At 69.9% G+C, this 14759-nt stretch carries 12 protein-coding genes; 6 read left to right on the top strand and 6 right to left on the bottom strand.

Going from position 1 to position 14759, the window contains the following annotated elements; all coding sequences use genetic code 11:
• Positions 1 to 143 precede the first annotated feature (143 nt).
• Together ACWGLC_RS05805 and nrdR are read left to right on the top strand one after the other, a co-directional pair.
• Complete coding sequence (locus ACWGLC_RS05805; RefSeq protein WP_452098987.1) at positions 144 to 386, top strand: hypothetical protein; 243 nt, start codon at positions 144 to 146, stop codon at positions 384 to 386.
• 111 nt (positions 387 to 497) lie between these two features.
• The gene (gene nrdR / locus ACWGLC_RS05800) at positions 498 to 953 is read left to right on the top strand and encodes a transcriptional regulator NrdR (RefSeq protein ID WP_295651783.1); all 456 of its coding nucleotides are present in this window, start codon (positions 498 to 500) and stop codon (positions 951 to 953) included.
• A gap of 9 nt (positions 954 to 962) precedes the next feature.
• On the opposite strand, the gene hrpA is transcribed toward nrdR, so the two are convergent.
• Together hrpA and ACWGLC_RS05790 are read right to left on the bottom strand one after the other, a co-directional pair.
• The gene (gene hrpA / locus ACWGLC_RS05795) at positions 963 to 4877 is read right to left on the bottom strand and encodes an ATP-dependent RNA helicase HrpA (protein WP_452098986.1); all 3915 of its coding nucleotides are present in this window, start codon (positions 4875 to 4877) and stop codon (positions 963 to 965) included.
• 34 nt (positions 4878 to 4911) lie between these two features.
• Positions 4912 to 5100: a hypothetical protein gene (locus ACWGLC_RS05790; protein ID WP_452098985.1), complete on the bottom strand. Its 189-nt coding sequence runs from the start codon at positions 5098 to 5100 to the stop codon at positions 4912 to 4914.
• A gap of 47 nt (positions 5101 to 5147) precedes the next feature.
• Between ACWGLC_RS05790 and ACWGLC_RS05785 the strand changes: the two genes are divergently transcribed.
• Positions 5148 to 6008, top strand: a complete 861-nt coding sequence (locus ACWGLC_RS05785) for a hypothetical protein (protein WP_452098983.1) — start codon at positions 5148 to 5150, stop codon at positions 6006 to 6008.
• Here the strand turns inward: ACWGLC_RS05785 and ACWGLC_RS05780 are convergent.
• Together ACWGLC_RS05780 and ACWGLC_RS05775 are read right to left on the bottom strand one after the other, a co-directional pair.
• Positions 5983 to 6642: a potassium channel family protein gene (locus ACWGLC_RS05780; RefSeq protein ID WP_452099070.1), complete on the bottom strand. Its 660-nt coding sequence runs from the start codon at positions 6640 to 6642 to the stop codon at positions 5983 to 5985. The genes ACWGLC_RS05785 and ACWGLC_RS05780 overlap by 26 nt on opposite strands.
• Before the next feature lie 76 nt (positions 6643 to 6718).
• Positions 6719 to 7381 carry a potassium channel family protein gene (locus ACWGLC_RS05775; protein WP_452098982.1) on the bottom strand — a complete coding sequence of 221 codons (663 nt, stop codon included), beginning with the start codon at positions 7379 to 7381 and terminating at the stop codon, positions 6719 to 6721.
• Positions 7382 to 7495: 114 nt separating this feature from the next.
• Here ACWGLC_RS05775 and ACWGLC_RS05770 point away from each other — a divergent pair, with 114 nt between their 5' ends.
• The 3 genes from ACWGLC_RS05770 (at position 7496) to dxs (ending at position 12803) form a co-directional block, all read left to right on the top strand.
• Positions 7496 to 9487 carry an APC family permease gene (locus tag ACWGLC_RS05770; RefSeq protein WP_452099069.1) on the top strand — a complete coding sequence of 664 codons (1992 nt, stop codon included), beginning with the start codon at positions 7496 to 7498 and terminating at the stop codon, positions 9485 to 9487.
• A complete protein-coding gene (locus tag ACWGLC_RS05765; protein WP_452098981.1) occupies positions 9484 to 10806 on the top strand; it encodes a class I SAM-dependent RNA methyltransferase in 1323 nt (440 codons plus the stop codon). The genes ACWGLC_RS05770 and ACWGLC_RS05765 overlap by 4 nt, the downstream gene beginning before the upstream one ends.
• Positions 10807 to 10925: 119 nt before the next feature.
• Entirely contained in the window at positions 10926 to 12803 is a 1878-nt protein-coding gene (gene dxs / locus ACWGLC_RS05760; RefSeq protein ID WP_452098980.1) for a 1-deoxy-D-xylulose-5-phosphate synthase, read from the top strand.
• A 48-nt stretch (positions 12804 to 12851) separates the two neighbouring features.
• Here the strand turns inward: dxs and ACWGLC_RS05755 are convergent, their stop codons facing one another.
• Together ACWGLC_RS05755 and ACWGLC_RS05750 are read right to left on the bottom strand one after the other, a co-directional pair.
• Positions 12852 to 14090 carry an HRDC domain-containing protein gene (locus ACWGLC_RS05755; protein ID WP_452098979.1) on the bottom strand — a complete coding sequence of 413 codons (1239 nt, stop codon included), beginning with the start codon at positions 14088 to 14090 and terminating at the stop codon, positions 12852 to 12854.
• A complete protein-coding gene (locus tag ACWGLC_RS05750) occupies positions 14087 to 14674 on the bottom strand; it encodes a DUF3000 domain-containing protein (protein ID WP_452098978.1) in 588 nt (195 codons plus the stop codon). Before ACWGLC_RS05750 ends, ACWGLC_RS05755 begins: the two co-directional genes overlap by 4 nt.
• Between the last annotated feature and the right edge of the window lie 85 nt (positions 14675 to 14759).

The raw sequence follows: 14759 nt of genomic DNA, 5'->3' as shown, positions 1-14759 counted from the left end.
GCGGGCGGCCGGCGTCGGCTCTGCCGTCCGGCGCCTCACGCACCCGGCCGGTGGTCCGTTCGAAGGGCCGACGTGCCGGTGGGGCTGTGAGCACGGATCGCGCGCGGCCGGTATCGGCACGCCGGTCAGTGCAGCGCCGGGGTGTGGCATTCGACCGATCACCGGCGAGCGGTCGTTCGACTTCTGCTGCCCCGGTCGTGCCCGGTCGTCGGATCGTGGTCCGATCGGCGGGGTCTGTGCGCGCGTGCGACGTGCAGGCGCCGGCGACGGCGCCCGTGGGAGTGGTGGATGACGTGCCGACGTGGGCGCTGGTCGTCTGTGGAGTCCTTTTCGGGATCGCGATGCTCCTGGCGCTGGCCTTCCTCGGCGGGCCCGCCTACGCGTGATCGGGTGGTCGGCCTCTTAGACTGGAGTAGAGACGGCACATGGTCCGTCTCCGTCCCGGTGAGCAGTTCACCTGAGGGCGTGAGATCCGGTCAATGAAGGGCGGAACGGGAATGTACTGCCCGACGTGCCACAACGAGGACTCCCGGGTGATCGATTCCCGGTCCGTCGACGAGGGGCAGGCGATCAGACGCCGTCGCGAGTGTTCGGAATGCGGGCACAGGTTCACCACTCTCGAGACGCCTCTGCTGACGGTCCTCAAACGCAATGGAGTGACCGAGTCCTTCAGCCGCGACAAAGTGGTCAGAGGCGTGCGCCGTGCATGCCAGGGGAGGTCTGTGGAGGAAGCCGCACTCCGCAGGCTCGCGCAGCAGGTCGAGGACGCGGTCCGCGCACGAGGCGCCTCCGAGGTCCCTGCGCACGAGATCGGACTCGCCATCCTGGGGCCGCTGCAGGACTTGGACGAAGTCGCGTATCTGAGGTTTGCCTCCGTATACAAGCAGTTCAGTTCGGCGGACGATTTCGAACGAGAGATCATCGCTCTCAAAGAGCGCCGCGACACTCGGTAGCCGGCCGGCTCAACGCGAGGACTTCTGGGACAGTGCGGTACGGACAGCCTTGCCGATCCGCTCCGGCGATACCGACTGGGCCGTACCGAGCGACTGCGCGAACAGCCCGACCCGGTATTCCGCCAGCATCCACCGCAGGTCACGGATCGCTCTGGCGCCGCCCGGCCGCGCGCGAAGCACAGCACATGCCTCCTCGACCGTGGATTCCGAGCGGGCAACCCGTGCCGACAGTTCGGCGTGGCGCCCCGGCGCCTTCTCCGCCAGATCCAGGCGCATCGACACGGCTCGGACATGGCGCTCCAGATGCGGCAGCACGGACGCGGGATGCCGGGCCAGGAACCCTTTTCCGGTCAGGTACTCCAGAGAGGGACGAACAGTGTCAGCGAGCGTGGGCGGAGACTCCGCCAGGCGTGCCGAGACCTGCTGAGCCTGGACCAACGCTGTCACGACGGTCGAGATGGAGGTGGCGACAGCCCCCGGCACCTCGGCCCGCGCGGTGGCACGTAGTTCCAGGAAATCAGCGGCCTCGAGTACCGGCGCGCCCTGTCGGCTCGCGATCAGTCTGGCGCACACGGCGAGAGAGGCATCCGAGACCAGAGCATCGATGCCGCCGTACGGATACTGGCTGAGGGCGAGACGTTGCTCGACCGGGCGCCCCCGGAGGATCGACGACGGTGCGACGAGATCAGCGGTCATCAAGGACAGGACGGCCTTGGTCTGGGTCGCCCGGCGCTCTTCCTCGGTGGTGCACGCGACCCGGTGGATGCCGTCTGTCGCGATCCGCAGGGCGGGATAGACGGTCACCTCGACGCCGTCCACCGACCCCGTCACCGAGCGAGGCAGATCACCGATCGTGTCGGCAGTCCATTCGCGGTGCGGCCCGTCGTCGGGGATCAGCCGTCGATTGAGGGTGGAACGGACCTTGTCGGTGAGTCTGGAACGCAGTGCTCTGAGGTCGGTCCCCGCGTCGACCACCGTGTCGCCGTCGACGACCTCGAACCTGACACGCAGATGATCAGGTAACTGCTCCGGTCGGAACTCTCTCGGATCCACGGTGGTCCCGATCCGGGTCGACAGCGCCTCCGCCAACGCGACGGGCAGAGGGGCCGAGCGAGGTTTCACATCGGCGAGCAGCAGACCGGCGTACTCGGCCGGTGGCGAACACATCCGCCGTAGGTACTTGGGCAGCGTCCGCAGCATCTCGGTGTAGAGCTCCTCGCGCAACCCCGGGACGAGCCACTCGAACCCCGCTGCGGTCACGGAACTGAGCTGCGGGAGCGGGATACGGATGGTGATCCCGTCCGCGGCGCCACCGGGTTCGAACTCGTAGTGCAGTTCGAAGCGACGTTCACCCTGTTGCCAGAACGGCGGAAAGGCGGCGGCATCCGGCGCCTTCTCCGCGGTGCGGATGTCCTCGTCGGTCAGGCGCAGCGCAGCGGGATCGCGGTGGCCCTTCTTCTTCCACCATGATTCGAGGTGCCGACCGGAGGTGATGTCCGCGGGAAGGCGCTCGAGGTAGAACCCGGCCAGCGCCTCGTCGTCGATCACGAGGTCACGCCGACGGCTACGGGTTTCCAGCTCGCGGGCCTGCTCGACAGCCCGTGCGTTGTCGATGATCGCCGGGACCCGCGTCGTCCATCTGCCCTCGACGATCCCGTGGCGCACGAACATCTCCCGCGCCAACGGTGCATCGACCCGCGAGAGCAGGATCCGCCGCGCCTCTACTACCGTTAAGCCGAGCAGGAGTACCTTCTCGTATGTCATGGCGGCGCCCTGGGCGTCGGACCAGTGGGGTTCGGAGTACTGCGAGCGCACCAGGTGCTCTCCCAACTGCTCGATCCATGCCGGATCGATTCGCGCCACATCTCGCGCCCAGAGCCGAGAGGTCTCGACCAGTTCGGATGCCATCACCCAGCGGGGCGGCTTCCTGGCCAGGTCCGAGCCCGGGAACACCTGGAACCGGATCCCGCGGGTGCCGCGGAACTCGCGTGTGTCCTCGTCGCGCACTCCCACATTGGTGAGTAGTCCCGCCAGGATCGCCTTGTGGAGATCGTCCTCGACGGCGTGCTCGGACGGCGGGTGCCAGCCCTGTTCTCGGCACATGCTCCGCAGTTGGGCGGTGAGGTCCTGCCACTCACGGATGCGCAGCCAGTGTAGGTACTCGGCCTTGCACATCCTGCGGAACGCACTGCCGGACAGCTCGCGCCGCTGCTCGGTGATGTAGCGCCACAGATTGAGGTAGCCGAGGAAGTCCGAGCTCTTGTCCGCGAACCGGCGGTGCAACTGATCCGCCTTGTCCCGTTCCTCGGCCGGTCTCTCGCGCACGTCCTGTACCGTGAGCGCCGCCACCACGACGAGGATGTCGCCGAGAGACCCGTTCCGGTGGCCTTCCACGACCATCCTGGCCAGGCGCGGATCGAGGGGGAGGACCGCCATCTCGCGGCCGACCTTCGTCAGATGAGGCCGCTCGTCGTCGTCGATGCGTAGGGCGCCCAGTTCGGTGAGCAGCGTCATCCCGTCCCGGACGGACCTGCGGTCCGGTGGCTCCACGAACGGGAAGTCATCCACCGGCCCCAGGTCGAGGTCGGCCATGGACAGGATCACCGACGCCAGGTTGGTCCGGAGGATCTCCGGGTCGGTGAACTCGGGCCGGGATTCGAAGTCGTCTTCCGAGTACATGCGGATGCAGATCCCGTCCGCGACACGGCCACAGCGACCGGCGCGCTGGGCGGCGGAAGCCTGCGATACCGGCTCGATGGGCAGCCGCTGGACTTTGGTGCGGGTGGAGTAGCGGGAGATCCTGGCCAGGCCTGTGTCCACGACGTAGCGGATGCCCGGCACGGTGACGGATGTCTCGGCGATGTTGGTCGAGAGCACCACCCGGCGCGTCGAATGGGCGCGGAAGGCCTTCTGCTGCTCGGCCGCGGTGAGTCGGGCGAACAGCGGGAAGATCTCGGTGTTCTTGAACCGACGTCCGCGCAGCACCTCCTCGGCGTCGCGGATCTCGCGCTCGCCGGAGAGGAACACCAGGACGTCGCCGTCGTCCTCCCGGAGCAGTTCGGAGACCGCGTCAGCCAGCCCGTCCAGTGGGTCGAGATCGATCACCCTGTCGCCCTGCTCCACCTGTAGAGGGCGGTAGCGGATCTCGACGGGGTAGGTACGGCCGGAGACCTCGATGACCGGCGCGGGCCGACCCCCGGCGTCGGCGAAATGGCGGGCGAACCGCTCGGGGTCGATCGTCGCGGAGGTGATGATGAGCTTGAGGTCGGGGCGCTTCGGCAGGATCTGCTTGAGGTAGCCGAGCAGGAAGTCGATGTTGAGGCTGCGCTCGTGCGCCTCGTCGATGATGATCGTGTCGTAGGCGCGCAACAGCCGGTCGCGGCGGATCTCGGCGAGCAGCACGCCGTCGGTCATCAGCTTGACCGCGGTTTGCGGGCTCGTGCGGTCGTCGAAGCGCACAGCGGAGCCGACGAGACCGCCGATCTGCACACCCAGCTCCTCGGCGATGCGCTCGGCGACCGACCGGGCGGCGAGCCGGCGCGGCTGTGTGTGACCGATCATCCCGCGGACACCGCGGCCCAGTTCGAGGCAGATTTTGGGGATCTGCGTGGTCTTACCCGAGCCGGTCTCGCCGGCGATCACCACCACCTGGTTGCCGCGGATGGCCTCTGCGATCTCGTTCTTGCGCGTGCTGACCGGCAGCTGCCCGGGGTACTCGGGGATCGGGATCGAGTCAGCCCGACGCCGGAGCCACTCGGCTGCCTTGTCGACGCGCTCGGAGAGCTCGTCCAGTTGGTCTGCGCGGGCCCGCCGGATCCGGGGCCGGAGCCGGTGGGCGTCGAGGGTGCCGACCTCGTCGAGGCGGACGAGCAGCTCGTGGCGGGCCCGGCGGAGCTCAGGGGAGGGCGCGGAAGACGAGGACATGGTGCCCGCAAGGATATAGCCCCTCGCGCGGTGGTCAGTCGGCGCCGCTCTCCCGGCGGGATTGAACCCGTGCGTAGCGTTCGTGGAGCCGTTCGCGGATCTCGTCCGGCTCGTAGGCGCGACGCCGCCGTTCGGAGCGTGCCGCGAGGATTCCGGTTGCGGCGACTCCGGCCATGCCCGCCGCGCCGACCACCTTGAGCCACTGCCGTCCACGAGGAGCCATGCGACAACTGTAGGCGGAGAATGGCAACCGCCTGGCAGGATCTCATCATGACCGTCGACACCGTGCCCCTGGCGGCCGCCACCGAACGGACGAGGACCGGGGACCTGTGGGTGTTCCGTGGCCGCTCGACCGCCGACAGGCTCATCCAGACACTGACCAACGCGCCTGTGAACCACGTCGGGATCGCGGTGGTGCTGGAGGACATGCCGCCCCTGATGTGGCACGCGGAGATGGGCCGGGCGCTGCCCGATGTGTGGACGGGGCGTCGCCAGCGGGGTGTTCAGCTGCACGACCTCGAGGCCGCGGTTCGCCAGTGGGCCGGCCCGTACGGTCAGCGGGCGTGGTTCCGGCAGATCAGTCCGGAGGTCGGCCCCGGGCAGGAGGACGCGTTGCTCGAGTCGATCGCCCGGCTGAACGGCGTGTCTTTTCCGTCGACAGGACGCCTTGCCGCGCGATGGGCACGGGGCAGGTGGGCAGCCGGGAGGAGCGGGGACGTCGGCGCCGAGGAGGGGGTTGGCGGCCGCGCCGAACAAGGCGGGAGGAAACCCGGAGAGAGGGACGACGCCGACGCAGGCAGTCCCGACGGTCGCCGGGGCTGTTCTCCGCTGCCGGAGTTTCGGCGTTCGCGGACACAGGCGGCTGCCTCCGCCGTGCCCGCGGAAGCAGACGGGGCCGGGGCACGCGGGCCCGCTTTCGCGCGGGGGCCGGCCCGACGTCTCGAGGCGGCGTACTGTGCCGAGGTCGTCGGAGCCACGCTGGAGGAGATGGGGATCCTGCTGCCGGCGGGGGACACCAGCTGGTACGACCCCGGCCGCTTCTGGAGCGGTGACAGCCTCCCGCTCGCCCCGGGCTGGGGATACGGTCGTGAGATCGCGGTGACCGTCAGCCCCGGAGCACCACGTCGCTGAGCTCGGGCTCGACCTCCTCGGGTGCCACCACGAGCAGCTCGTCACCGGGTTCGAACGGTACGTCCGGGGCGGGGACGATCACACGCCCGCCGCGCAGGATCGCGACCAGCGCGGCATCGCGGGGGAACCGCACGCGGTTGACCGGCCGGCCGGCCAGCGGCGTCTGCTCGGGGAGCGTGACGCTGATGAGATTCGCCCCACCGCGGCGCAACGTCATCAGACGGACGACGTCGCCGACGGAGACCGCCTCCTCGACCATCGACACGATGAGCCGCGGGGGGGACACGGCGACGTCCACACCCCAGCGTTCGTCGAAGAGCCACTCGTTACGGGGGTTGTTGACCCGGGCGACGACCCGGGAAACGGCGAACTCGGTAGTGGCGAGCAGGCTCACCACCAGGTTGGCCTTGTCGTCCCCGGTCGCCGCGACCACCACATCCGCGTCCTCGACTCCCAGACGGGACAGAAAACTGAGCTCGCAGGCGTCCCCGGTGTGGAGATCAGCACCGTCGACCGGATCGGCCTCGAACACCGAGGCGTCCTTGTCGACGAGGATCACGTGGTGGCCGCTGGCGAGCAGTTCCCGCGCGATCGATCGGCCCACGACGCCGGCGCCGGCCACGACCACCGTCATGATCGCGGGACGGGCGGGCAGGATCGGCGACTCGTCGAGCAGTCCGGTCCCGTCCGCGTAGTCGGGGATCTGGTTCTCAGACATCGGCGGGACCTCGTCTCAGCACTTCGTCGAGTTCGGCGACCGTGGCGGAGGGGACCGCGAGGTGCACGATGTCCTGGGCCTGGACGAGGGTGTCCGCGTTCGGTAGACGGCCTTCGCCGAAGCGGGTGAGGGTCACGGCCCGTCCACCCGCCGCGCGGGCGAGCGCGTCGAGCGGCGCCCCGACCCACTCCTTCGGCGCATCGATCGCCACGAGTGACACCGAGTCGGTCTGGTCCCGCCAGAGCACCGGGCTGGATCCCGCGGTGATGAACCGCACCAGCCGGCCGGTCGCCCACGGGACGGTGGCGACGGTGGGTATACCGAGGCGCTCGTAGACCTCGGCGCGCCCGGCGTCATAGATCCGAGCGATGACCCGGTCGAGCCCGAACGTCTCGCGTGCCACGCGCGCCGCGATGATGTTGGAGTTGTCGCCCGATGACACCGCGGCGAAGGCATGAGCGTCGCGGATACCCGCGCCCTCCAACACGTCCCTGTCGAAGCCCGTGCCGGTCACGGTTCGACCGGTGAAGTCCTCGGACAGGCGGCCGAAAGCCCGCGGCTCGTGGTCGATCACCACCACGTCGTGCCCGGCGGCGTCCAACTCGGTCGCGAGCGCCGCGCCGACGCGCCCGCACCCCATGATGACGACCTTCATGGCGGTCTCACTCCTCACGGCGCACACCGCGTGCGTCCATCCGGTTACGCTACTTGCCCGCCTGCGGTGCTGTCCGAGATGGCGTGCGGGTCATACGATGTGTCGGTGTCCAGGATCTCCAAGGTCTCCGTGGGAGCCAAGCGGCTGCTCGTGGGTCGTCCGTTCCGCAGTGACACGATCGGGGCCACCCGCCTGCGTAAACGGATAGCCCTGCCGGTGTTCGCCTCCGACGCGCTGTCGTCCGTGGCATACGCGCCGCAGGAGATCTTCCTCGTGCTCTCGATGGGCGGGATGTCCGCGCTCGCGTTCACCCCGTGGGTCGGGCTGGCGGTCGCGATCGTCATGGTCGTCGTCATCGCCTGTTACCGGCAGAACGTCCGGGCGTATCCCTCGGGTGGTGGCGACTACGAGGTCGCGACGGTCAATCTCGGGCCCAACGCCGGCCTCGGCGTGGGGGCCGCGCTGTTGATCGACTATGTGCTGACGGTGGCGGTGTCGATCGCCGCGGCCGCCGAGAACATCGGCTCGGCGATACCGTTCGTCCACGATCATGAGGTGCTCTTCGCGGTCCTGGCGATCACGGGACTGGCGGCCGTGAACCTGCGGGGGGTTCGCGAATCGGGCGCGATGTTCGCCATCCCGGTGTACACGTTCATGGCGGCGATGACCGGTCTGGTGGCGTGGGGCCTGTTCCAGGTCGAAGTACTCGGGCGGGATCTGAACGCCGAGTCCGCGGGTTTCACGCTCGTCACGCCGGACGGCCTGTCGATCACCGGGCTGGCACTGGTGTTCATCGTGGCGAAGTCGTTCGCGTCCGGATGTGCGGCCCTGACCGGGGTCGAGGCCATCCACAACGGCGTACCAGCGTTCCGCAAGCCGCGCGCCCGCAACGCCGCCGCGACCCTGGGCATGCTCGGGGTGCTCGCGGTCTCGTTCCTGCTGGGTCTGATCGAACTCGCCCGCCGCCTCGACGTGAAGATCGCCGAGAATCCCGGCGCCCAACTGCTCGGCGCACCTGAGGGCTACCGGCAGAAGACGATGATCGCGCAGCTCTCCGAGCCCGTTTTCGCCGGCGTTCCGCTGGTCTTCTACGTGATCATGGGCGCCACCGGGCTCATCCTCGTGCTCGCCGCGAACACGGCCTTCAACGGTTTCCCGATGCTGGCGTCGGTGCTTGCGCGGGACAAGTACCTGCCCCGCCAGCTCGCGACCCGTGGCGACCGGCTCGCGTTCTCCAACGGCATCGTGCTGCTCGCCGTGGCCGCCGCGGCACTGGTGATCGTTTTCGACGCGCAGGTCACGGAGCTGATCCAGCTCTACATCGTCGGGGTCTTCGTCGCGTTCACACTGGGCCAGTGGGGGATGATCCGGCACTGGAACCGGCGTCTCGGCCACGAGGAGGACGCTGCGGTGCGCAGGGGGGTCAGGCGCGCTCGGATCGTGAACGCGACCGGGATGGTGTTGACGGCGAGCGTCCTGGTGATCGTCATGGCCACCAAGTTCCTGTCCGGGGCCTATATCGCCGTGCTGGGGATGGTGGGTCTGTTCGTGGTGATGAAACTCATCCGCCGACACTACGACTCCGTTGCGCGGGAGCTGGACGACTCGTCGTGGGAGGTCGTACTGCCCAGCCGGACCCACTGTCTGGTCCTGGTGTCCAAGCTGCACCTGCCGACGCTACGGGCACTGGCCTACGCCCGGGCGACCCGGCCGGACACCATCGAGGCGCTCACGGTCAACATCGACACCGCCGATACGCGAGCGTTGGTGCGCGAGTGGGAGGACCGGGGGATCCAGGTGCCGCTCAAGGTAGTCGAGTCCCCGTACCGCGAGATCAACCGGCCCGTGGTGGACTATGTGACGAGACTACGGGAGCAGCGACCGCGGGACGTGGTGATCGTCTACATCCCCGAGTACGTCGTCGGGCACTGGTGGGAGCAGTTCCTCCACAACCAGAGCGCGCTGCGGCTCAAATCCCGCCTGCTCTACGAGCGAGGTGTCATGGTGACCAGCGTGCCGTGGCAGTTGTCCTCGTCAGACGGCCGCGCGGAGCAGGCCCGAGACGAGCCGATCGTCGGACGCTGGCGTGAACCGGAGGCGCAATGACTGTCAGGGAATCGATCGACTGGACCGGCCAGGTTCTCCGGGTGCGGGTGGAGGGGCCGGCGCACGGCGGGGAGTTCGTCGCGCGACACTCCGGTCGCGTGATCTTCTGTCGGGGTGCGCTCACCGCCGAGCTGGTGGAGGTCGTCGTCGACGACGACCCGGGTAAGGGCTTCTGCCGGGGGACCGTTCGCGAGGTGCTGGAACCGTCCCCGGACAGGGTGCGGCCTGTGTGTGAGGCGGCTGCGGCCGGCGCGGGGTGCTGTGACTGGAGTTATATCGACGGCCCCGCAGCCCGAGACCTGGCGGGTCGGGTCCTCGCGGAGCAGGCGGCCCGGATCGGCCGTATCGGGATCCCGCACTCGCCGGTTCCTGTCGATCTCCCCGCCGGCGACCCCGCCACGACGGGGTGGCGCACGACCGCACGGTGGGTGACGGACGCCGATGGGCGCCCCGGAGTGCGCCGCGCCCGCTCCCGGGACGTGATCACGAAGCGCTGCAGCCAGTCGGATCCACGTCTGCTCGACGCGGTGCTCTCGGCGGGTATCGGCCCGGATCGCGAGATACTGGGTGTCCTGGACGACGAGGGTGCGATCCATGTGGCCCATCGAGCTGTAACGGAGGACCGGCCCCGCGGACGGGGGCGCAACGCGGCCCGTTCCGCGGCGACGAGAGCACGGGCCCGCCAGGCGCGTGGCCGGGGCTGGGAGCACGTGGTCGGTGGGCCGACGATGGTCCGGCGTGTAGGGGAACGTCGGTGGTACCTGCCGGTGGACGCGTTCTGGCAGGCCCACCGGTCCGCGGCCACCCACTACAGCGACGTCGTCCGTGCGGCCGTGGCAGGCGCGCCCGGGGTGACGGGGGCCCCGGTGGTGTGGGACCTGTACGGCGGCGCCGGAGTCTTCGCGGCGGCCACCCTGGATGCCGCGCCGGGCGCCCGGATCACGGTCGTCGAATCCGCGCCGGATGCGCTCGGCGCGGCGGAGGCGGCGCTCGATGCCGACGGAGGGATCCGCACCGTGCGTTCGCGGGTCGAGACCTTCCTCGAGCCGGGCGACGAGACCGATCCGTTCGGACGGCCTGACGTCGTGATCCTCGACCCGCCGCGGGGCGGCGCCGGCATCCCGGTGATGGAGAAGGTGGCCCGGACCGCGAGGTCGCGGGTCGTCCACGTCGGCTGCGACCCGGCCAGTCTCGCGCGTGATGTGGGGGTTCTCGTCTCCGCCGGGTGGTCGCTGCGCGAGTTCCGTGGGGTGGCGGCGTTCCCGGGGACCCACCACGTCGAGGGGATCGCGGTGCTGGACGCGCCCGGCCGGAACTGATCGTCGTAGGTGATGAGGGCCTCAGACTGCCGCCCACGGGAGGGCTCCCGCGTCAGCAGCCCGTAGACTGGCCGTTCGACCCAGCGGGGTGAAGGTCAGGAAAGGGGCGGTCGACAGCAATGAGCGTGCTCGATGAGGTGGACGGCCCGTCCGATCTGCGGGGCCTGGGTTCCGACCAGCTGAGCCGTCTGTGCGGCGAGATCCGAGAGTTCCTCATCCGCAAGGTCGCGGCGACGGGCGGGCATCTCGGCCCGAACCTCGGCGTCGTCGAACTCACCGTCGCGTTGCACCGCGTGTTCGATTCACCGCGGGACCCGATCGTGTTCGACACCGGCCACCAGTCCTACGTCCACAAGATGCTCACCGGCCGCAAGGACCGGTTCGACGGACTGCGCACGCGGGACGGTCTCTCGGGCTACCCGTGCCGCGCCGAGAGCCCACACGACATCGTGGAGTCCTCGCACGCCACCGCGTCGTTGTCGTACGCGGACGGCCTCGCCAAGGCTTTCGCCCTGCGCGGCCACTCGGACCGGACGGTCGTCGCCGTGATCGGCGACGGCGCGATGACCGGCGGGATGGCCTGGGAGGCGCTGAACAACATCGCCGCCGCGAAGGACCGTCCCCTGGTGATCGTGGTGAACGACAACGGCCGCTCGTACTCGCCGACCATCGGCGGGATCGCCGATCGGCTGGGCGCCCTGCGACTGCAGCCCGCCTATGAGAAGGCGATGGACCGCACCAAGACGGCGTTGACCTCTCGGAAGGGTCTCCTGGGCAAGGCCGTGTACTCCGTACTCCACGGCATCAAGGCCGGCCTCAAGGACGCGGTCTCACCCCAGGAGTTGTTCGCCGACCTCGGGATCAAGTACATCGGCCCGGTCGACGGCCACAATCTGGCCGCCACCGAGGCCGCGCTCCGACTGGCGAAGGACTTCGGCGGCCCGGTGATCGTGCACGCGGTGACCCGCAAGGGCATGGGCTACGTGCACGCCGAGAACAACGAAGCCGACCAGATGCACGCCACCGGGGTCATCGACCCCGAGACCGGCAAGCCGCTGTCCACCTCGTCCTCCGTCGATTGGACCTCGGTGTTCTCCGACGAGCTCTGTGCCATCGGCGCGGAACGGGAGGACGTCGTGGCCATCACGGCCGCCATGGCGGGGCCCACCGGGCTGACCGCCTTCGGCGACCGCTTCCCGGACCGGATGTACGACGTCGGAATCGCGGAGCAGCATGCGGTGGCGTCCGCCGCCGGCCTGGCGCTCGGCGGGCTGCACCCCGTCGTCGCCGTCTACTCGACCTTCCTCAACCGGGCCTTCGACCAGTTGCTCATGGATGTCGCCCTGCTCGGACAGCCGGTGACCCTGGTCCTCGACCGTTCGGGCGTGACGGGGCCGGACGGCGCGAGCCACAACGGGATGTGGGACCTGTCCCTGACCGGGATCGTGCCGGGCATCAGGGTGGCCGCGCCGCGCGACGACGTGACGCTGCGCCAGGAACTGCGTGAGGCGGTGGACGTCACCGATGGGCCGACGGTCGTGCGCTTCCCGAAGGGCTCGGTCGGGGAGTCCATCCCGGCGCTGGAGACCTCGGAGGACGGCGTGGACCGTGTCCACGGTCCGGGCTCGTCGGATGTGTTGATCGTGGCTGTGGGCTCGATGGTCGCCCCGGCCATCGCTGCGGCGCGCGAGCTCGAGTCGGACGGTCTGGGCGTGGACGTGGTCGACCCGCGCTGGGTCTACCCGGTCTCCGACTCGCTCGTCGGGTCCACCCGGGGCCGCCGCCTGGTCGTCACGGTCGAGGACAACGGTCTCCACGGTGGGGTCGGGTCCGCGGTCTGTGCGCGGCTGGACTCAGCCGGCGTCCGGGTCGACCGGATGTCGCTGGGGCTGTCGCAGGAGTTCCTGGACCACGCGTCGCGGGGAGAGATCCTGACCGACGCCGGGCTCACCGGTGAGGGGATCGCGGCCTCGATCCGGGCGCGACTCGCCGACTGACCGAGGGCGAGCCGCTCCACGTCGTGTGAGCTCGCGGCGCCGAGCGGGTCAGCTCGTCGCCCGGAACTCCCGAACAGCCTCGAGCAGGGGCGCGGAGGTGAGTACGCGCTGCCAGTCCCGGGCCTCCTCGCCCCGGAGGACCTCGTCCAGTAGCTCGCCGTCGTCCCCGGGACGAGTGGTGGCGGCCCGCCACACCCACAGTCGCAGCGTGGCGGGCTTCAACAGCAGGCCGGCCTCCAGTCCGAGCTCGTCGCCGAGTTCACCGATCCGGGCGCGGGCCAGCTCGAGCAGAGTGGCGGCCTCCGGTTCGTTACGCTTCCAGGACGCGTGGGGCGGGTGCTCGCCGCGGGGTCCCTGACGGGTCGGGAGGTCCGCACGACCGAGCCCCTCGGCCCATTCGAGGGCCTCCAGCCAGTCACCGGCCATCCTCCGACGGTGTGGCCCGTCGAAACCGTCGATCGCGAGCAGAGCTGATCTGCTGGCCGGGCCGATGCGCGCGGCCTCGACGATCGCGGCGTCGGGTAGGAGTCGCTTGGGGGCGATGTCCCGGTCCTCGGCGATGCGGTCCCGAGCCATCCACAGCTCCCGCGCCCGCGCGAGCTGGCGCACATCCCGGAGCGAGGTGAGCCGCGACAGGCGACGCCACGGCTCGGGTGCGGCGGGTGCAGGTTCGGATTCGACGAGATAGCGGCACTCCGCCTCGTACCAGTCGCGCCGACCGAGATCATCGAGACGTGGCAGGACTGCGTCCGCCAGTTCGTGGAGGAAGAGCACGTCGTAGGCCGCGTAGTCGAGCCAGGACGCGGGAAGTGGTCGACGGGACCAGTCGGCGGCCGAATGTGCCTTGGCCAGACCGATGCCGAGATGTTCGGAGATCATCGCGCCGAGGTTGACCCGCTCGGTTCCGAGGAAACGCCCGGCGAGCTCGGTGTCGGCCAACGACGAGGGGATGATCCCGAGCTCGCGCAGAGAGGGCAGATCCTGGCTCGCCGCGTGCAGCAACAGCGGGCGGTCGGACAGGAGATCGGCGAGCGGACCGACGGTGCGGCCCGGGGTCTCGGGGTCGACGAGGAGTGCGGGCCCGTCGGCGGGTCGGAGTTGGAGCAGGAACGCGCGTTCGGAGTATCTGATCCCGGAGGCCCGTTCGACGTCCACCGCCACCGGGCCGGACGACGCACTCAGCGCCCCCGCGACCACATCGAGTCCCGCGTCGTCGTCGACGAACTCGTACTCGGCCGGCGGCGGCGCCGCTCCCGGCGGGGTCTCACCCCTGCGGCGGACACTCACGCGCGACGATGCAGCGACGTCACGCCGACGGGAGGCAGACCGGCTGCGAGGGCCAGAGTCTTGCAGAAGGCGGACGCATGGCCGGTGAGGTCTGCTTCGAGCGCCGTCCACGAGGCCCGGAGTTCCAGCTGGTGTGCCTGGGGAGGGCCCGCGATATCGCCGTAGCGGACCGACGCGGTGCTGGTGACGGTACCGCCCAGCGCCGTATACGGTCCCGCCTCCTCGTCGAGCGCCTCGGTCAGCCAGCTCCATGCGACCTGCGGCAGGAGCGGGTCCCCGGCGAGCGCGGCCTCCATGTCGGCCTGGATGTAGGCCACCAGCCGGAGGGTGCCGTTCCAGGCGTCGTCGCCGGACGGGTCGTGGAGGAGGATCAGACGGCCGAACGCGTCACCGTCGGAGAACTCCGGGACGTCGTCTCCGGAGGGCGGGATGATCTCGACGCCCAGTGCGTGGCTGTACGGCGCCAGCCGCTGAGGGGGGCGGATCGGCCCGACCGAGATCTCGGGGCGCACCTCGAGCCGCGACAGGGACTCGACCGCCTCCTGGAAGACCTCCGGCTCGCCGTCATTGACCGATGTACTCACAGGGCGTCACGCTAGTCACCGCCCGGCGGCGTGCTCCGGAGGCGCGCCGTCAGCCATCGGGGTGGGCTGGCCGCCCTCCTCGGCC

The sequence above is a fragment of the Dietzia sp. NPDC055877 genome (genome assembly GCF_053615975.1).
Note: the sequence above shows the minus strand (reverse complement) of the source record. Positions and strands in the feature narration are given on the sequence as shown.